This window comes from Roseivivax isoporae LMG 25204 (genome assembly GCF_000521865.1).
Lineage (GTDB): Bacteria > Pseudomonadota > Alphaproteobacteria > Rhodobacterales > Rhodobacteraceae > Roseivivax > Roseivivax isoporae.
Genome location: NZ_JAME01000017.1, coordinates 22424 through 41237, shown reverse-complemented (window position 1 = coordinate 41237; position 18814 = coordinate 22424). Strand labels below are relative to the sequence as shown.

The 18814-nt window shown below is 70.3% G+C and carries 13 protein-coding genes; 9 read left to right on the top strand and 4 right to left on the bottom strand.

Annotated elements, in window-relative coordinates:
- Positions 1–54 precede the first annotated feature (54 nt).
- The 5 genes from xdhA to guaD are packed head-to-tail and all read left to right on the top strand — an operon-like array spanning position 55 to position 7735.
- Positions 55–1509: a xanthine dehydrogenase small subunit gene (xdhA, locus tag RISW2_RS12050; RefSeq protein WP_043771372.1), complete on the top strand. Its 1455-nt coding sequence runs from the start codon at positions 55–57 to the stop codon at positions 1507–1509.
- A 16-nt stretch (positions 1510–1525) separates the two neighbouring features.
- On the top strand, positions 1526–3856 hold the full coding sequence (xdhB, locus tag RISW2_RS12045) for a xanthine dehydrogenase molybdopterin binding subunit (RefSeq protein ID WP_425277790.1): 2331 nt from the start codon (positions 1526–1528) through the stop codon (positions 3854–3856).
- On the top strand, positions 3853–4722 hold the full coding sequence (xdhC, locus tag RISW2_RS12040) for a xanthine dehydrogenase accessory protein XdhC (protein ID WP_084615371.1): 870 nt from the start codon (positions 3853–3855) through the stop codon (positions 4720–4722). The genes xdhB and xdhC overlap by 4 nt, the downstream gene beginning before the upstream one ends.
- A gap of 48 nt (positions 4723–4770) precedes the next feature.
- Positions 4771–6348 (top strand): permease family protein, encoded by a 1578-nt coding sequence (locus tag RISW2_RS12035; RefSeq protein ID WP_043771369.1) that lies wholly within the window; start codon positions 4771–4773, stop codon positions 6346–6348.
- A 55-nt stretch (positions 6349–6403) separates the two neighbouring features.
- Entirely contained in the window at positions 6404–7735 is a 1332-nt protein-coding gene (gene guaD / locus RISW2_RS12030; RefSeq protein WP_051491999.1) for a guanine deaminase, read from the top strand.
- 7 nt (positions 7736–7742) lie between these two features.
- On the opposite strand, the gene RISW2_RS12025 is transcribed toward guaD, so the two are convergent.
- The 4 genes from RISW2_RS12025 to RISW2_RS12010 all read right to left on the bottom strand — a co-directional run bounded on the left by RISW2_RS12025 (position 7743) and on the right by RISW2_RS12010 (position 13527).
- Positions 7743–8111: a hypothetical protein gene (locus RISW2_RS12025; RefSeq protein WP_043771366.1), complete on the bottom strand. Its 369-nt coding sequence runs from the start codon at positions 8109–8111 to the stop codon at positions 7743–7745.
- Between the two features lie 59 nt (positions 8112–8170).
- Positions 8171–11512, bottom strand: a complete 3342-nt coding sequence (locus RISW2_RS12020) for a M10 family metallopeptidase C-terminal domain-containing protein (RefSeq protein ID WP_043771363.1) — start codon at positions 11510–11512, stop codon at positions 8171–8173.
- Between the two features lie 380 nt (positions 11513–11892).
- Positions 11893–12633 carry a L,D-transpeptidase gene (locus RISW2_RS12015; RefSeq protein WP_043771359.1) on the bottom strand — a complete coding sequence of 247 codons (741 nt, stop codon included), beginning with the start codon at positions 12631–12633 and terminating at the stop codon, positions 11893–11895.
- A gap of 114 nt (positions 12634–12747) precedes the next feature.
- Complete coding sequence (locus tag RISW2_RS12010; RefSeq protein WP_244437556.1) at positions 12748–13527, bottom strand: IclR family transcriptional regulator; 780 nt, start codon at positions 13525–13527, stop codon at positions 12748–12750.
- 179 nt (positions 13528–13706) lie between these two features.
- Here RISW2_RS12010 and RISW2_RS12005 point away from each other — a divergent pair, with 179 nt between their 5' ends.
- From RISW2_RS12005 to RISW2_RS11990, 4 genes are all read left to right on the top strand, one after another.
- Entirely contained in the window at positions 13707–15302 is a 1596-nt protein-coding gene (locus RISW2_RS12005) for a M81 family metallopeptidase (RefSeq protein WP_051491983.1), read from the top strand.
- Positions 15299–16909: an ABC transporter substrate-binding protein gene (locus tag RISW2_RS12000; protein WP_043771357.1), complete on the top strand. Its 1611-nt coding sequence runs from the start codon at positions 15299–15301 to the stop codon at positions 16907–16909. The genes RISW2_RS12005 and RISW2_RS12000 overlap by 4 nt, the downstream gene beginning before the upstream one ends.
- 73 nt (positions 16910–16982) lie before the next feature.
- Complete coding sequence (locus RISW2_RS11995) at positions 16983–17924, top strand: ABC transporter permease (RefSeq protein ID WP_043771354.1); 942 nt, start codon at positions 16983–16985, stop codon at positions 17922–17924.
- Positions 17924–18811, top strand: coding sequence for an ABC transporter permease (locus RISW2_RS11990; protein WP_043771351.1), 888 nt, complete (start codon positions 17924–17926; stop codon positions 18809–18811). The genes RISW2_RS11995 and RISW2_RS11990 overlap by 1 nt, the downstream gene beginning before the upstream one ends.
- The last annotated feature ends 3 nt before the right edge of the window (positions 18812–18814 follow it).

Here is an 18814-nt window from a genome sequence, read left to right as displayed (position 1 = left end):
GGGCGGCTGTAGGATGATGCGCAGATGACCGGGACACGCTGGGGGAGAGAGACCGTGGAGCATCGTACAGCCATCCGATTCCTGCTCAACGACCGCGAGGTGAGCCTCGAGGGCGTCGCAGCGTCCGACACGCTGCTCGACCACCTTCGGCTCGACCGGCGCCTGACCGGCACCAAGGAGGGGTGTGCCGAGGGCGATTGCGGTGCCTGCACCGTGCTCGTCGGCCGGCTGCGTGACGGCCGCCTGCACTACGAGACGGTCAACGCCTGCATCCGCTTCCTCGCCTCGCTCGACGGCTGCCACGTGGTGACGGTCGAACACCTCTCCCCGCGGGGCGGGGCGCTGCACCCGGTGCAGCAGGCGATGGTCGACCACCACGGCAGCCAGTGCGGGTTCTGCACGCCGGGGATCGTCATGTCGCTCTACGCGCTCTGGATGCGGTCGCCGCGCCCGACCACGGAGCAGGTCGAGACGGCGCTGCAGGGGAACCTCTGCCGCTGCACCGGCTACGCGCCGATCCTGCGGGCGGCGCAGGCGATCCACGGCTACGGCACGCCCGAACGCGATCCGATCGCCGCCGAGCGCGACCGCATCGCCGAGACGCTCGGCCGCCTGCGCGACGGGCGCCGCGTCGTCACCGGGCCCGAGGACAACCGCGCGATTCTGCCCGCCGACGTGGACGACCTCGCGCGCGTGCTGGCCGCGACGCCGCAGGCGACCGTGGTCGCGGGCGCGACCGACGTGGGTCTCTGGGTCACGAAGTTCCTGCGCCCCATCGGGCCCGCGGTGTTCACCGGCCACTTGCAGGAGCTGCAGGCGGTGCGCGTGGCGGACGGCGCGCTCGAGATCGGGGCGGGGGTCAGCTATTCCGCGCTCGAGCCCGCCATCTCCGCGCACCTGCCGCATCTCGCGCCCTACTGGGCGCGCATCGCCGGCTGGCAGGTGCGCAACATGGGCACGATCGGCGGCAACATCGCCAACGGCTCGCCCATCGGGGACACCCCGCCGGTGCTGATCGCGCTCGGCGCCACGGTCACGCTTCGGCACGGCGAGGCGCGGCGCACGCTGCCGCTCGAGGATTTCTTCGTCGATTACGGCCGGCAGGACCGCGTCCCCGGCGACTTCGTCGAGAGCGTGCGCGTGCCGCTGCCCGCGCCGGGCCAGATCGACGCCGCCTACAAGGTGTCGAAACGGCGCGACGAGGACATCTCGGCGCTTGCCTGCGGAGTCAGCGTGCGCGTGGCGGAGGGGCGCATAACGTCGGCCCGCATCGCCTTCGGCGGCATGGCGGCGACGCCGCGCCGTGCGCCCCGCGCCGAGGCGGCGCTCGAGGGCAGGCCGTTCGACGCGGCCGCGTTCGAGGCCGCGGCCGAGGCGCTCGGCGACGATTTCGCGCCCCTGACCGACTGGCGCGCCTCGGCCGGGTATCGCCGCCTCGCCGCGCAGAACCTGCTGCGGCGCTTCCATCTCGAACAGTCCGGCGCGGCCCGCGTCCGGCTCAGCGCCTGAGGGAAAGGAGGACCCGATGACCGACATGAAGCCGATCCACGCGCCGATCCGGGGCGCCGTGCATACCGGGCTCATCCACGACAGCGCCGCGAAGCACGTCACCGGCCGGGCGGCCTATACCGACGACATCGCCGAACCCGCGGGCACGCTGCATGCCTATCTCGGCCAGTCGGACGTGACCCATGCCCGCATCCGCGCGCTTGACCTGTCGGCGGTGCGCGCGGCCCCGGGCGTGGTGGCGGTGCTGACCGCCACCGACATTCCCGGCGCGAACGACGTGAGCCCGACCGGCAAGCACGACGACCCGGTCTTTCCCGAGACGCTGATCGAATATCACGGCCAGCCGCTCTTTGCCGTGGTGGCAGAGACCCGCGACCTCGCCCGGCGGGCGGCGGCGCTGGCCCGCCTCGACGCCGAGCCGCTGCCGCACGCGCTCGATCCCGAGGCCGCGATCACCGCCGGCCATCCGATGGTGACGGAGCCCCTGACGCTCCGGCGCGGCACGCTCGCGGAGGGACGGCAGGCGGCGCCGCACCGGATCGCCGGCACCGTGCGCATCGGCGGGCAGGACCACATGTATCTCGAGGGGCAGATCTCCTTCGCGATCCCGGGCGAGGACGACACCGTGACGGTGTACTGCTCGACCCAGCATCCGAGCGAGGCGCAGCACATGGTCGCCCACGTCCTGGGCGTGCCGTCGAACGCGGTGACCGTGCAGGTGCGCCGCATGGGCGGGGGCTTCGGCGGCAAGGAGAGCCAGATGAACCTCTTCGCCGCGGTTGCGGCGCTCGCCGCCAAGAAGCTCGACCGCCCGGTCAAGATCCGTCCCGACCGCGACCAGGACATGACCGCGACCGGCAAGCGGCACGATTTCGTCGTGGATTACGACGTGGCCTTCGACGACACGGGCACCATCCACGCGGTCGAGGGCACGTTCGCCGCGCGCTGCGGCTTTTCGGCGGACCTGTCGGGGCCGGTCACCGACCGCGCGCTCTTCCATGCCGACAACGCCTATTTCTATCCGCATGTCCGGCTCGAGAGCCGCCCGCTCAAGACCAACACCGTGTCGAACACCGCCTTCCGCGGGTTCGGCGGGCCGCAAGGCGTGGTCGCCGCGGAACGCATGATCGAGGAGATCGCCTATGCCCTCGGGCGCGATCCGCTCGACATCCGCAAGGCGAACTTCTACCGCGCCGGCCGCGACGTGACGCCCTACCACCAGGAGGTCACCGACAACGTGATCCTGCGGCTGGTGGAGGAACTCGAGGCGCGGGCCGATTACCGCGCACGCCGGCAGGACATCCTCGCCTTCAACCGCGACAGCGCGGTGATCCGGCGCGGCATCGCGCTGACGCCGGTGAAGTTCGGCATCTCCTTCACCGCCACCCATTTCAACCAGGCCGGCGCGCTGGTGCACGTCTACAACGACGGCTCGATCCACCTGAACCACGGTGGCACCGAGATGGGGCAGGGGCTCAACACCAAGGTCGCGCAGGTGGTGGCCGACGCCTTCCAGGTGGACATCGACCGCATCCGCATCACCGCGACCACCACCGAGAAGGTTCCGAACACCTCGGCCACCGCGGCCTCGTCGGGGTCGGACCTGAACGGCATGGCGGCGCTCGACGCGGCCGAGCAGATCAAGGCGCGGCTCGTCTCCTTTGCCTGCGAGACGCGCGGCGTCGCGCCCGAGGCCGTGCGCTTCGTGCCGAACGCCGTCGTCATCGGCGAGGAGGTCGTGGCCTTCGACGCCTTCGTGAAATCCGCCTACATGGCGCGGGTCCAGCTGTCGGCGGCGGGTTTCTACAAGACGCCGGACATCCACTGGGACCGCGCGAGCGGCACCGGCCGGCCGTTCTACTACTACGCCTACGGCGCGGCCTGCTCGGAGGTGGAGATCGACACGCTCACCGGCGAGTACCGCGTGATGCGCACCGACCTCCTGCACGATGTCGGCCGGTCGCTGAACCCCGACATCGACCGCGGCCAGGTCGAGGGCGCCTTCGTGCAGGGCATGGGCTGGCTCACGACCGAGGAATTGTGGTGGGACGATGCGGGCCGGCTCAGGACGCACGCGCCCTCGACCTACAAGATCCCGCTCGCCTCGGACGTGCCGCGCATCTTCAACGTCGACCTCGTCGCCTGGAACGAGAACCGCGAGCGCACGGTCAAGCGGTCCAAGGCCGTGGGCGAGCCGCCCTTCATGCTGGGCATCTCGGTGCTCGAGGCAATGTCGATGGCAGTGGCGAGCGTGGACGGCTACCGCACCTGCCCGCGGCTCGACGCGCCCGCGACGCCCGAGCGCGTGCTGATGGCGGTCGAGCGGCTGAAGGGGGGCGGGGCGTGAGCCTCGCGGCCTTCCTCGACGCGCACCGCGCGGTCGTGCGCGTGGCGCTCGGCCGCGTGCGCGGCTCGTCCCCGCGCGAGGCGGGCACCGAGATGTTTGTGGCCGACACCGATTTGCACGGCACGATCGGCGGTGGACGGCTCGAATACATGGCGATCGCCCGCGCGCGCGAGATGCTGCGCGAGGGCATCCTTGGCGACCGGATGGACCTGCCGCTCGGTCCCGAGATCGGACAGTGCTGCGGCGGCCGGGTCGAGGTGACGCTGGCGCGCATGGGCGCGCGCGACCGCGCCGCGGCACATGCCCGCGACGAGGCCGCGCGCGCCGCGGCGCCCGAGGTGCTGATCTTCGGCGCGGGCCACGTGGGCCGCGCCATCGCCGACCTGATGCAGCACATGCCGGTCCGCGCGGTCCTGCTCGACACGCGGCCCGAGGAGCTTGGCCGCGCGACGGCGCGGGTCGAGATGAGGGTCTCCGTGCTGCCAGAGGCGGACGTGGCACTGGCCGGGCGCGGTGCGGCCTTCATCGTCGCGACGCACGATCACGCGCTCGACTTCCTCGTCGCCGATGCCGCGCTGGCGCGGGGCGACGCTGCCTATGTCGGGCTCATCGGGTCGCGCACGAAGCGCGCGAAGTTCGACCGCTTCGTGCGCGACCACGGCACGGCCGCGGACAGTGCGCGGCTGACCTGCCCGATCGGGGCGGGGCCCTCGCGCGACAAGCGGCCGGCGATCATCGCCGCCTGCGTCACCGCCGAGGTGATGACCGCACTGACGACGACAGCCGCGGCGGGTCCGCGGCTCGAAACCCCATGCCGCGGCATGGACACACGCGGCGCCGCGATCCGGGAGGTCCCGCGCGGCTGACGCCGCGAGGGAGGATCACAGGCGCAGTCATCAAGGGAGGAACCCGGCATGGACACCGGCCATCACAGCTACAGGCTGTTCTCGCGCAGCGACTTCAGCGCCTTCTGGGCGCTTTTCACCGACAACCTCGTGAACCTGATCGTGCTCTCGGGCATCTGCCGCTTCGTGTTCGGCATGCCGGGCGAGATCGTGTTCGGCCGCATCGTGCCGGGCGCCGCCGTCGCCATCATCGCCGGCGTCGCGGTCTATGTCTGGCTCGCCAAGCGCACCGCCGAGCGCACCGGACGCGACGTGACCGCGCTGCCCTACGGCATCTCGACGCCGGTGATGTTCGTCTACCTCTTCGGCGTGATCGGCCCGATCTACTGGGCGACCGAGGACCCGGTCCTCGCCTGGCAGGTGGGCATCGGCGCGGGATTCATCGGCGGGATCGTGGCGGCCGCGGGCGCGCTGGTCGGCCCATGGCTGAAGCGTGTGACGCCCCGCGCGGGCATGCTCGGCACGCTCTGCGGCATCGCGCTCGTCTTCATCGGGACGGTGCCGCTCGCCACGGTGTTCGAGGACCCGTACGTGGGCTTCGCCTCGATGATCATCATCCTCTGGGGCCTCGTCGGCCGCTTCCGCCTGCCCGGCAACGTGCCGGCGGGACTGCTCGCGCTCGTGGCGGGCACCGCGGTCGCGCTGGCGCTCGGAAAGGCCGAGATCGACACCTCGAATGTCGGCCTCTACCTGCCGATGCCCTATCTCGGCGACCTCGTCGCGGGCATCTCGCACCTCTTCGCCAATCCGGAGCTGTTCCTCGTGCTGGTGCCGGTGCAGATCTACAACTTCATCGAGACCATGAACAACGTCGAGAGCGCCGAGGCCGTGGGCGACAGCTACCCCGTCGGGCTCTGCCAGGTGACGGACGGCGTCGGCACCATGATCGGGGCGGTCTTCGGCTCGCCGTTTCCGACGACCGCCTATATCGGCCACCCGGCCTACAAGCGGATGGGGGCCCATTCGGGTTACGTGATCGGCGTCGGCACGGTGATCCCGCTCGCGGCCTTCACCGGGGGGCTCGCGCTCCTGAACGGGTTCATCCCGACTGCCGCCGCGGCGCCCGTGCTCGTCTTTGTGGCGCTGAGCCTCATCACCAACACCGCGCAGTCGGTGAAGCCCGCGCACATCGCCGCCGTCACGATCGCGATGATGCCCCACATCTCGAGCTTCCTCGTGACCAAGTGGAACGCGATGATGAGCGCGCTCGCCGCGGGCGGGGCCGAGGGATTGCCGGCGCTCGGCGATCCGCAGCTGACCGCCAACCTCCTGATGCAGGGGGCGCACTATCAGGGGCACCTGCTGCTGAGCCAGGGCGCGATCCTGACGGGCCTCATCTGGGGCGCGATCGTCGCCGACGTGATCGACGGGCGCTTCCGCGCCGCGGCGGGCTTCGCCTTCGCCGCCGCCGTCATGTCCGCCTTCGGCGTGATCCACGCGGCGAGCCTGCAATGGCCGACGCCGACGCCCGTGGCGCTGGGCTACCTGATGGCCGCGGCCTTCCTCGCGTTCTACCCGGTCTTGCACCGGGACGAGACGCGCGGCCGTGCCGACGCGCCCGCCGCCGGGCTGCAGCCGGGCGAATGACACCCTGCGGGCGGGGGCCGTGGCGCCCGCCCGCGACATTCTTGCGAGGGACGAGATGACACCGACCGACCAGATCCTGCGGGGACGCCTCCTGAGCTTCGCGCGTCGCCCCGAGGGACCCGAGGACCGGGACGCCTACACCTATCTCGAGGACGGCGCGCTGCACGTGGCGAACGGGCGCATCGTCGCCCGCGGCACGTGGGACGAGGTGCGCGCCGCAGCCCCGGAGGTGCCGGTCGTCGATCACCGGCCGCACCTGATCCTGCCGGGCTTCGTCGACACCCACATCCATTTTCCGCAGATCGAGATGATCGCGTCCTGGGGGGCGCAGCTTCTCGACTGGCTGAACACCTACACTTTCCCGACCGAACTGCGCTTCGACGATCCGGACCACGCCGCGGCGATGGCACGGGCGTTCTTCGACCTGCTGCTGTCGCACGGCACGACCACCGCGGTGGCGTTCGGGTCGGTGCATCCGCAATCGGTGGACGCCTTCTTCACCGAGGCCGCGCGGCGCGACATGCGCATGCTCGCCGGCAAGGTCATGATGGACCGCAACGCGCCCGAGGGCCTGCGGGACACCGCGCAGCGCGGCTACGACGAGAGCCGCGCGCTGATCGGGCGCTGGCACGGGCGCGGCAGGGCGGGCTACGCCATCGCGCCGCGCTTCGCGCTGACCTCGACGCCCGCGCAGCTGCAGGCGGCGGGGGCGCTCGCGGCGGAGTTTCCCGACTGTCCGGTGCAGACGCACCTGTCCGAGAACCCGGCCGAGATCGCCGCGACCAGGGCGCTCTTTCCTGACGCGCCGGATTACCTCGGCATCTACGAGAGCCACGGGCTCGTCCGCGGCAACACGCTGCTCGGGCACGCCATCCACCTCGAGCCGCGCGAGATCGACGCCCTGGCCGAACGCGGTGCGCGGCCGGTGTTCTGCCCGACCTCGAACCTCTTCCTCGGCAGCGGGCTCTTCGACGATGCGGGGCTGAGGGCGCGGGGCATCGTGCCGGGCATCGCCACGGATGTGGGCGCGGGCACCAGCTACTCGATGCTGGCGACGCTGTCCGAGGGCTACAAGGTGCTGCAGCTGCGCGGGCAGAAGCTGCACCCGCTTGCCGCCTTCGACTGGATCACGCGCGGCAACGCCGAGGTGCTGGGTCTCGCCGACCGGATCGGCACGCTCGATCCGGGCACCGAGGCGGACGTGGTCGTGCTCGATTCCCGTGCGACGCCGGACATGGCGCTGCGCCTGTCGCGGGCCGAAAGCCTGTCGGAGGAGCTGTTCGCGCTGCAGGTGCTGGGCGACGACCGCGCGGTGGCGCAGGTCTATGTCGCGGGCCGGGCGCAGCTCGGGCGCGACCGCGCGGACGTGGCGCACGCCGCCGCGTGACGCGCGCTCAGTGCATCGCGGCGTAAAGCGTGACGGTGAGCGGCGCCCCCGCCGGGACAGAGGCCGCGCCGCGCGCCAGGACCCAGCCGTCGGCCCGTTCGAGCCAGGCCACCACCTCGTCCGTGCCGGCGGCCTGCAGGGTGAAGCCGATGCGCGGCGCCGTGCCGTCGCTGGAGATCTCCACCTCCGAGGTGACCGTTCCGGCGGCATCCTCGGCGATGATCCGGAGCCGGCCCTCGGGCACAGCGCCGCCATCGGCGAAGACGACCGTGCCGTCGAGCGTGTCGCCGCGCGCGGCGGCCGGTCCGGTCGCCAGCGCCGCGAGGACGGCACCGGCCAGGCGCAGGATCGCGCGGCGGTCGAGGCGGACAGGCATCGGCGGCACTCCGTCGGAGAGGGGCGGAGAGGGCGGACGCACCGCCCTCTCCGGGTGCGTCAGATGATGACGAAGTCCGAGGCGGAAAGCCCCAGTCCCGCCTCGAGCCGGGCGAACGTCACCGCGTCGGTGTCGCCCGAGCCGTCCGCGTCGTAGGACAGCGTGCCGCGATCGGTGTCGTAGAGCAGGCGGTGATCGCCGTCCTGCGCCGTGCCCGACGCGCTCGCGTGGAACGCACCGAAGGACAGCGGTCCCTCTGCGCCGATCTCGGTGAAGATCAGGCTGTCGAGCAGGATGTAGTCCTCGGACACGTCGAAGTCGCGGATGCGGTCGACGTTGTCGGGCCCGAGCTCGGTCGAGAAGCGGAACGCGTCCTCGCCCTGGCCGCCGTCGAGCATGTCGTTCCCGAGCCCGCCATCGAGCAGGTCGTTGCCGCGCCCGCCGGTCAGCCGGTCGTTGCCCGCGGTGCCTGGCTGCGCCGGAGCGGGCGGAAAGGCCACCGACACGTTCAGCTCGTATTCCGAGCCTTCGGGGATTGCCTCGTCCCAGCCGCTGCCGGGCGCGTCGGGCGACCACTGGCCCTCTAGGATGTAGTAGCTGCCGGTTTCCTCGACCACGTGCACGAGGCTCGAATCGCGGTTGCTGTTCGATCCGGGATCGCTGCCGCCATCGTCGTTCTCGGCCACCACCTCGCCGTCGCTGTCGAGAAGCCGCACGTAGCTGTCGTGGACGTTCGGATCGGCGATGCCGTCGATGTCCACGGTCAGCACGGTCCCTGCCGCGAGTTCGATCCGGTAATAGGCGCCGTCACCCGTGCCCACGGCGTTGACCGTGGTGTGGGGGACGCTGGTCGCGTCGAAGATGTCCGGGTCGTCCTCGAGCGAGAAGTTGTCCGAGATGTCGAACGCGGTCTCGATCGAGCTGTTCGTGGCGTCCGGGCCGAGCGTGGCGTAGCCCGTGCCGAAACCCGGCTGCGGCGGCGCGTCGCCCGCATAGGCGAAGTCGCCGAGCAGCGTGTCGTCGCCTCCGCCGCCGCGCAGGAAGTCGTCGCCGCCCTGTCCGGTCAGCACGTTCGCCGAATTGTCGCCGGTCAGCCGGTCGTCCGACCCCGAACCGGCGAGGTTCTCGATCGAGTCGAAGCGGTCGCCGTCCGGGCCGCCGCGCTTGAGATTGACGGACACGCCCTCCTCGGCGTCGGCATAGTCGGCGGTGTCGCTGCCCGCGCCGCCGTTCAGGATGTCGGCGCCCGCGCCGCCGGTCAGGGTGTCGTCGCCCCAGCCGCCCGACAGTTCGTTCACGTCGCCGGTGCCGATCAGGTGGTCGTCGTGGAAGGACCCGACCGCGTTCTCGACGTCGACGATGATGTCGTTGCGGATGAGCGTGCCGCGGCCGACGATCTGCACCGGGCCGTCGCCGTCGCCGCCGATCGCCGTGCCGTTCGCGAGGTCGATCGTCACGCCGTCCGAGCTGCCGGCATAGTCCACCGTGTCGGTGCCTGCGCCGCCGTCGAGGTAGTCCTGCCCGGCGCCGCCGATGAGCAGGTCGTCGCCGTCCTCGCCGTAGAGGATGTCGCCGTCGCGCCCGCCGTCGAGGGTGTCGTTGCCCGCGCCGCCGTTGAAGAAGTCGCCGCCGCCCTGGCCCCAGAAGTGGTTGTCGGCGTCGGTGCCGATGAAGCGGTCGATGCGGTCGTCGGACCCGATCAGGTTCTCGATGCCGTAGAACGTGTCGCCCGAGGCGGTGCCGCCGCTCGCCACGTTGGTCTCGAGGTTCACGAGCAGCTGGAACGGGCTTTCCTGGCTGTAGTCCACGGTGTCGACGCCTGCGCCGCCGCGGAACACGTCGATGCCGTCCTGTCCGCGCATCACGTCGTTCCCGGCCCCCCCGTCGAGGAGGTCGTCGCCCGCGCCGCCCACCAGCGTGTCGTTGCCGCGTCCGCCATAGAGCGCGTCGTCACCGTCATCGCTCTCGGTCTGGTCTTCGAGGTCCTCGACGTCGATGGTGTTGTTGATGTCGCGGCTCGCAAGCGAATCCCTCCCGCCGATCAGCAGGTCGTCGCCGTCGAGCCCGAGGAGCGTGTTGCCTCCCGCGCCGCCGGTCAGCGTGTCGTTGCCCGTGTCGCCCACGAGCAGCGGCCCGGAGCCGCCCGGCACGGTGTCGGTCGGATCATCGTCGTCGGGCGCGTCCGGGCCGGTATCCGACGCGCCGGCGTAGAGGATGGTCTCGACATTCGCGATCTCGCCCAGGTCGAGGTCGTCGGCCAGCACGATCACCGTGTCGTTGCCGCCGTCCTCGAGCTCGCGCACCACGTCGTCGGCGCTGTCGACGAAGTAGGTGTCGTCGCCGCCATTGCCGGCCATGCTGTCGGCGCCGCCGCGCCCGTCCAGCACGTTGTCGCCGTCATTGCCGATCAGCACGTCGTCATGGGCGCTGCCGATGCCGGTCTCGATGTAGTACTCGGTCCCGTCGGCGTTGTGGCCGTCGAAGATCGCCACGTTGTTGCTGTGCCCGTTGACGCTCGAGAACTGGCCGGCGCGCAGGTCGAGGATCGTGCCCGCGGTCGAGCCGGAGAAGTCGATCGTGTCGTCGCCTCCGGTGTCGTGGATGACGAAGCCGATGTCCTTCTTCATGCCGGAGGATTCGAGCAGGTAGCCGTACTTGTCGCTGCCGAAGCCGTAGACGTCGTCGCCGGTGTTCAAGGTGACGTCCTGATAGGTCCGCACGCCGTTTTCATCCACGGTCGAGAAGAAGCGGCGCAGGATCGCCTCGATGTCGCCCACCATGGGCGTGACCGACGACCAGCGGCTGTCCTCGCCCACGTCGATGCCGTCGAAATAGGACATGACGCTGTATTGCTGGCGGTCGTAGGTCCAGGTCGCGTTGTTGAGGTAGTTGATCTGCACGCCGCCGGGACCGCTGTAATTGTAGAGCCCGGGATGGTTCAGCCCGAATTCGTGGCCGAACTCGTGCACGAAGGAATCGAACACATAGCCGCCGATGTCGGTCAGGTTCGGTTCGGTGTCATGGAAGCGCTGGCCGACGCTGACATAGCGGTTGGACGAGAACGCGCTGCCGTCGTTCGGTTCGCCCAGATCCGGGCTCACGACCTCCATCCATTGCGTCGCGCGGTCGAAGGGCTGGTCGTCCACGACCTCGAACTCGAGAGGCGTGACCGACGACCACATCTCGAGCGCGCCGATCGCGGCCTCCTTGTACTCGGGATGGTCGTTCAGGTCCTGGACGTTGATGAGCAGCGGCTCGGCGGCGATCGCGGGCGTCAGGCTGCGCCCGAGCGCGCCGAGATAGTCGAGGAAGCCCTCGTAGTCCTCGCTCTTGCCGAACGGATTGTCGGGGGTCTGGTCGTTCACCCACCACTGGGTGTCGTTCTGCGGCGCTGACGGCATCTGCTGTCCCTCCCATTATGCAACTTGCAGTAGACAAATCTTCCGGGATCCGATGCTGGCAAACAGCATCCGGCAAAGGTTGCACCGCAGGGGAGACCCGGAAAGCGCGCCGGCCCGAAGGCCGGTCACGAGCGTCAATACGAAAACAGTCCTGCAAGTTCTGCCATGTGGGAAGGCTTCAAATCCAATGACCTGACGGCACTTCGGGCCGGGCGGCGGATTCCCGCCGCGCGGTTGAGTGGTGTCGGCGGATGTAGGCTTATGGTTGTGTCCGCGCAGCGAGCGCTTGACCGGGGTGCGTCGGCCAAGGGGCGAGTCGCACAATCTATGAGAGAATTCTGCAAGCCCGGTTTTCCGGGCCTGCAGAGGCGCCCGAGGGATCAGGCGGGGTCGGTGGCGTCCGCGCCGGCGTCCGCCGAGGCCGCGACCGCGTCGCCGGCGTCGGAGGCGGTCCACTTGCCGCGGTCCTCGCGCGGCAGGACGATGACCCGCGCGCCCTTGTCGACGTTCGCGGCGAGGTGGATGGCGTCCTGGTTGAACATGCGGATGCAGCCCGAGGACGCGTCATGCCCGATCGTCCACGGGCTCGGCGTGCCGTGGATGCGGTAGTAGGTGTCGCGGCCGTTGCGGTAGAGGTAAAGCGCGCGTGCCCCGAGCGGATTGTCGAGACCGCCCTCGACGCCTGCGGCGTACCGCTCGTACTTCTCGGGCTCGCGGCGCAGCATGTTCTGCGTCGGCGTCCAGTTCGGCCAGGCGCGGGTATAGGCGACGGTCGCCTGTCCCGAGAACCCGTAGCCCGCGGCGCCGACCGCGACGGTGTAGCGCATGGCGCGGTCGTTCCCGAGCAGCCGGTAGAGCCGCTTGGCGCCGGGATCGACGACGATGGTGCCGGGGCTGTAGGGCGCGAGGTAGGTGACCTCCTGCCGCTTCTTGTCCTCCGACAGGTACTCGGCCTCGATCGCGGGCACGATGCGCCCGTTGTCCTCGACGGCGTCGTACATCGCGCGCGTCTCCGGGCTCAGGCGCGGGCCTGCGACGGGCGCAGCCGACGGCAGGGCGGTGCAGGCGGCAAGCAGGCCCGCCGCGGCACAGCTCAAGAGAGCTGCAAGAGGTCTTCTCATGTGTGTCTCCCGTGAAGTCGCGGTCCCGCCCCTAGCGCGGCAGACGGCGGAATACTGCCCTCCAACGCGCGATGCGGCGGAAAGGTGCCATGGGAGCAACGGAAGGGAGGATGGCTAGAGGCTGCCGATGATCGCGCGGGCGGCTTCGACCGCCACCGGCGAGACCTGGTTCACGAAGGCGTCCGGGGTCCATTCCGACAGCGACCCGGCGACGTGGATGGCGCCGAGCGGCACGCCATCGCCGCGGTGGATCGCCACGCCGAGCGCGACCTCGCCCGGCACGAATTCCTCGACCACCACGGCGAATCCGTTCTGCCGCGCGCGGTGCACTTCCTCGAGGATCGCGTCGGCATCGGTGAGCGTGCGCGGCGTGAACCGCTCGAGCGCGGTGCGCTGCACGATCTCGCGCGCGGTATCCTCGGGCAGCACCGACAATGCGGCGCGCCCGCCCGCGGTGCAGTAGGTGGGCACGCTGTGGCCGACAAGCGTGGCATAGAACGTCTCGCGCTTGCTCTGCATGCGCAGCGCGTAGACCAGCCGCGATTCGTCGTAGAGGCTGAAATCGACGCGCTCGCGCACCGTCTTGCGCAACTCGAGCAGGACCGGCGTCGCCTTCTGTACCACCGGATCGAGCCGCAGCACGTCGAGCGTGTGATCGAGCAGCCGGATCCCGGGGAGATAGCCGCGCCCGTCGGGACCGCGTCGCAGGTATCCCATCCGCATCAGCGTGTGCACGAGCCGCTGCGCGGCGGAGCGGTCGATGCCGGCGCGCGTCGCGATCTCGCTCAGGCTGAGCGGGCCGCCGGCCTGGTGGAAGGCGCCGAGCACCTGCATCGCGCGTCCCGCGGCGCGCACGAACAGCGCATCGCCGTCCTCCGACCGAAAATCGGTCACCGTCGTCGGTTCTGCGCGTAGAATGCCGGACATCGAAACCTCGCTGTTGACGGCGCGTCACAAAGCCTTCTACCGTCATAACGATACAAGGGTATCGCCTGGCGATACTTTTGTCGAGACGACCATTGTGTGTCGATCGCGCCGAAGACGGGCGCCAAGACTGGATACCGGGGAAGGGCATGCGCGTCGCACTGGCCGGCTTTCTTCACGAGACCAACACGTTCGCGCCCGATCCGGCGGATCTCGCGGCGTTCCGTGCCGGCGGGGGCTACGTGCCTCTGAGCCGCGGCGACGCCATGCTGGCCGCGGTCGAGGGCGTGAACCTCGGCATCGCCGGCGCCGTGTCGGCCGGGCGGGACCACGGCTGGGACATCGTGCCGGTTCTCTGGGCCGGCGCGATCCCGTCGGCCAGGGTGACGCGCGAGGCGTTCGAGACCATCGCGGAGGAGATCGTTTCGGGCATCCGCGCCGCGGGGCCGCTCGACGGAGTGTTCCTCGACCTGCACGGCGCCATGGTGACCGAGCACCTGGACGACGGCGAGGCCGAGCTTGCCCGCCGGGTGCGCGCGGCGGTGGGGTCGGACGTGCCCGTGGTGGCGGCGCTCGACCTCCATGGCAACATCTCCGAGGACTTCGTGGCCGAGGTCGACGGCTGCGCAGGCTTCCGCACCTATCCGCATGTGGACATGGCCGAGACCGGGCGCCGGGCGGCGACGCTCCTCGAGCGGATCATGCGCGGCGGCATGCGGCCGGCGCGCGCCTTCCGGCAGATGGACTACCTTGTGCCGATCCCGTTCCAGAGTACCGACATCGCGCCCGCGGACGCGCTCTATGCCGACCTCGCGGCGATCGAGGAGGCGGACCCGCAGGTGCGTGCCGCCTCGCTCTTCATGGGCTTCCCGGCCGCGGACATTCCCATGTGCGGGCCGTGCGCCGTGGTCTACGCCGACAGCCAGGCGGCGGCCGACCGCGCGGCGGACCGCATCGCCGCCGCCTATGCCGCGGCGGAAGACCGGTTCGACGGCACGACCTACGACGCGGCCGACGCCGTGCGCGAGGCGGCGGCACGCGCGGCGCGCCTCGGCCGGCCGGTGGTCATCGCGGACACGCAGGACAATCCGGGCGCAGGCGGCGTCGCCGCCACGACCGGCCTTTTGCGCGCGCTGGTCGAAGCAGACGCCCGGGACGCTGCGATCGGGCTCCTCGTCGATCCGGCCACGGCGGCGCGCGCCCACGAGGTGGGGCAGGGCAGCCGCGCGACCTTCCGCGTGGGCGGCCATCCGCACCTGCCGGACGAGACGCCGGTCGAGATCGAGGCCGTGGTCGAGGCCCTGTCCGATGGCCGGATCATCGCCTCGGGGCCCTATTACGGCGGCACCGCCATGGATCTGGGCCCCGCGGCCTGCCTGCGGGTGGGCGGCGTGCGCATCGCGGTGGCGAGCCGCATCGCCCAGACCGCCGACCGCGAGATGTTCCGCATGGTGGGCATCGCGCCCGAGGCGCAGGCAATCCTCGTGGTCAAGAGCTCGACGCATTTCCGGGCGGACTTCGCGCCCATCGCCGGCGACATCCTGATCGGGATCGCGCCGGGTCCCATGCCTTTCGATCCCGCCGCGCTGCCCTTCGAGCGGCTGCGCCCGGGGCTTCGCCTGTCCCCGAACGGCCCGGCCTTCGGGGGGCCGCGCGCGGCCATGTCCGCGCGCCCCGGCCGCGGCGGTCCCTCCGCCTCGGCCCAAGACCACCCCAACGCGACCCAACAGGGAGTTACCAGATGAAGACGTTGAGATCCCCGATGCGTGGCCGGCGCAGGCTGGCCGCGGCGCTTCTCGCCGGCAGCGCGCTCGTCGTGCCCGCAATCGCGCCCGCGCAGGAGGACGAGACCACGATCACCGCGGTCATGCATTCGGGCCTGCGCGTGCTGGACCCGGTCATCACCACCGCCCACATCACCCGCAACCACGGCTACATGATCTACGACGTGCTGACGGCGGTGGACGAGAATTTCGAGCCGCAGCCGCAGATGGCCGACTGGGAGGTGTCCGAGGACGGACTGACCTACACCTTCACCCTGCGCGACGGGCTCATGTTCCATGACGGCGCGCCGGTGACCGGCGCCGACGTGGTCGCCTCGCTCACCCGCTGGGGCCAGCGCGGTTCGGGCGGGCAGCTGATCTTCGACGTGACCGAGAGCCTCGAGGCGCCCGACGACAAGACCATCGTCTGGACGCTGAGCGAGCCGTTCGCGCCGCTCATGGACGTGATCTCCAAGCAGTCGGCGGTGCCGCCCTTCATCATGCCCGCCCGCGTGGCCGAGACCTCGCCCGACGAGACCATCACCGAATATGTCGGCTCCGGTCCCTTCGTGTTCAACGAGGAGGAATACGAGCCGGGCGTGAACGTCACCTACGAGAAGTTCGACGACTACGTCCCGCGCGAAGGCGAGCCGTCGTGGATGGCGGGCGGCAAGGTGGTGAACGTCGACCGCGTGGTGTGGACGACCATGCCCGACGCGCTGACCGCCATGAACGCGCTCGCGGCCGGCGAGATCGACTATCTCGAGCAGGTGCAGATCGACCTCATGCCGATCCTGCAGAACAGCCCCGATGTCACCGTCGAGACGCGCGATCCACTGGGCTACGTGACGATCGGGCGGCCGAATTTCCTGTTCCCGCCCTTCGACAACAAGGAGATCCGCCAGGCCGCGATGCACGCGCTGAGCCAGGAGAACATGCTGGCCACGATGCAGGGCGACCCCGAATACTACAACGTCTGCGGCGCGGTCTTCGGCTGCGCGACACCGCTCGGCGACGAGAGCGGGTCCGAGCCGATCACCTCGGGCGCGAATCCCGAGGAGGCGCGGGCCATGCTCGAGGCGGCGGGCTACGACGGCACGCCGGTCGTGCTGATGGCGCCGACGGACGTGACCAGTCTCAGCAACCAGCCGGTGGTCGCGGCGCAGGCGCTGCGCGAGGCGGGCTTCGAGGTCGACATGCAGTCGATGGACTGGCAGTCGGTCGTGCAGCGCCGGGCGCAGCAGAACCCGCCGTCCGAGGGCGGCTGGAACCTGTTCTTCACCAACTGGATGGTGCCCGAGATCTCGGACCCGCTCATCAACGTGATGCTGAACGGGCGCGGCGACGACGCCTGGTTCGGCTGGCCGACCGATCCCGAGATCGAGGAGATGCGCAAGGCCTTCGTCAGCGCCGACACGCCCGAGGCGCAGAAGGAGATCGCCGTGCAGATCCAGGAGCACGCGATGGACTTAGTCAACTACCTCATGCTCGGGGAATACGTGATCCCGCAGGCGCGCCGGAACGCGATCCAGAACATGATCCCGTCGCCGGTGCCGGTGTTCTGGAACATGACCAAGGAAGCGGAGTGATCCGCCCGGGCGCGCGCGTGACGGCGCGCGCCCGCCTCGCACCCGTCCCGTCCGACCCGAGGGAGCACCGCGCATGTTCGGCTACATCCTGAAGCGCCTTCTCGCGACGATCCCGGTCCTCGTGATCGTGGCGATCTTCGTCTTCCTGCTCTTGCGGCTGACGCCTGGCGACCCGGCCGCCATTCTCGCGGGCGACGCCGCGACGCCGGCCCAGCTCGAGCGGATCCGCGACCGCCTGGGGCTCAACGACCCGCTGCACGTGCAGTTCATCACGTGGGTGGGGCAGATGCTGAAAGGCGATCTCGGCACGTCGCTGATCTCGAACACCTCGGTGACCGGCATGGTCGTCGACCGGCTGGGGCCGACCATCAACCTTGCGGTGATGACCATCGTGATCTCGGTCCTGCTTGCCGTGCCGATGGGCGTGATCGCGGCCTGGCGCCACCGGACCTGGGTCGATTTCGCCGTCATGAGCTTCTCGGTCCTGGGCTTTTCCGTCCCGGTCTTCGTGATCGGCTACATCCTGATCCAGATCTTCGCGATCGAGCTGCGCTGGGTGCCGGTACAGGGCTACCGCGCGCCGTCCGAGGGCCTCGGCGCGTTCTTCAGCCGTGCGATCCTGCCCGCGCTCACGCTCGCCACCATCTACATCGCGCTCATCGCGCGCATGACGCGGGCCTCGATGCTCGAGGTGCTGGGCGAGGACTACATCCGCACCGCCCGCGCCAAGGGCGTGCGCGAGAACGTGGTCCTCTTCCGCCATGCGCTGCGCAACGCGGCCGTGCCGATCCTGACGATCATCGGCACGGGCTTCGCGCTGCTCATCTCGGGCGTCGTGGTGACCGAGAGCGTGTTCAACATCCCCGGCATCGGCCGGCTGACCGTCGACGCCATCCTCGCGCGCGACTACCCGGTGATCCAGGCGATGATCCTGCTCACGGCCTTCATCTACGTGATGGTGAACCTGCTCGTCGACGTGTCCTATTCCTTCTTCGATCCGAGGATCCGGTACTGATGACAGAGATCCCCACCTCCCGCGCCAGCGCCTTCCACGTCCTGACAGGCCTTTTCGCGCTGCCCGCGGGCGCGCGCATCGGCGCCGGGCCGACCATCGCGGCGCTCGTGCTCGTGGCGATCGTGCTGTCGGCGCTCCTCGCGCCGCTCTACGTGCCCTACGACCCGCTCGCGATGAACGCCATGGCGCGCCTGCGGCCGCCCTCGGAGGAGTTCCTGCTGGGCACCGACCCCTACGGGCGCGACATCTTCAGCCGCGTGATGACGGGCGGGCGCGTGTCGCTCCTGATCGGCATCGGGGCGGCGGCGGTCAGCGTCGCTGTCGGCCTGATGATCGGGCTCGTCGCGGGCTTCTTCCGCACCGCGGACGGCGTCATCATGCGCATCATGGACAGCCTCATGGCGATCCCCGCGATCCTCCTGGCCATCGCGCTGGTGGCGCTGAACGGTCCCTCGCTCGGCTCCGTCATCGTCGCCATCACGGTTCCCGAGGTGCCGCGGGTCGTGCGGCTCGTGCGCTCGGTGGTGCTGAGCGCGCGCGAGGAGCCCTACGTGGAGGCGGCGATCGCGCTCGGCTCGTCGATGCCCAAGATCCTCATCCAGCACCTGATGCCCAACACGCTCGCGCCACTCATCGTGCAGGGCACCTACATCTGCGCCTCGGCGATCCTGATCGAGGCCATCCTGTCCTTCCTCGGGGCCGGCGTCTCGACCGAGATCCCGACCTGGGGCAACATCATGGCCGAGGGGCGGAGCTACTTCCAGATCAAGCCGGGGCTGATCTTCTGGCCGGGGCTGCTGCTGTCGCTCTGCATCCTGTGCATCAACCTCCTCGGCGACACCGCGCGCGACCTTCTTGATCCGCGCATGAAGAAGCGGGAGGGCTGAGCG

Excerpts from the sequence above, each read along its gene's own strand:
- xdhB (WP_425277790.1), top strand. The coding sequence starts at position 1,526 with ATGACCGACATGAAGCCGATCCACGCGCCGATCCGGGGCGCCGTGCAT.
- RISW2_RS12035 (WP_043771369.1), top strand. The coding sequence starts at position 4,771 with ATGGACACCGGCCATCACAGCTACAGGCTGTTCTCGCGCAGCGACTTC.
- guaD (WP_051491999.1), top strand. The coding sequence starts at position 6,404 with ATGACACCGACCGACCAGATCCTGCGGGGACGCCTCCTGAGCTTCGCG.
- RISW2_RS12025 (WP_043771366.1), bottom strand. The coding sequence starts at position 8,111 with ATGCCTGTCCGCCTCGACCGCCGCGCGATCCTGCGCCTGGCCGGTGCC.
- RISW2_RS12020 (WP_043771363.1), bottom strand. The coding sequence starts at position 11,512 with ATGCCGTCAGCGCCGCAGAACGACACCCAGTGGTGGGTGAACGACCAG.
- RISW2_RS12015 (WP_043771359.1), bottom strand. The coding sequence starts at position 12,633 with ATGAGAAGACCTCTTGCAGCTCTCTTGAGCTGTGCCGCGGCGGGCCTG.
- RISW2_RS12005 (WP_051491983.1), top strand. The coding sequence starts at position 13,707 with ATGCGCGTCGCACTGGCCGGCTTTCTTCACGAGACCAACACGTTCGCG.
- RISW2_RS12000 (WP_043771357.1), top strand. The coding sequence starts at position 15,299 with ATGAAGACGTTGAGATCCCCGATGCGTGGCCGGCGCAGGCTGGCCGCG.
- RISW2_RS11995 (WP_043771354.1), top strand. The coding sequence starts at position 16,983 with ATGTTCGGCTACATCCTGAAGCGCCTTCTCGCGACGATCCCGGTCCTC.
- RISW2_RS11990 (WP_043771351.1), top strand. The coding sequence starts at position 17,924 with ATGACAGAGATCCCCACCTCCCGCGCCAGCGCCTTCCACGTCCTGACA.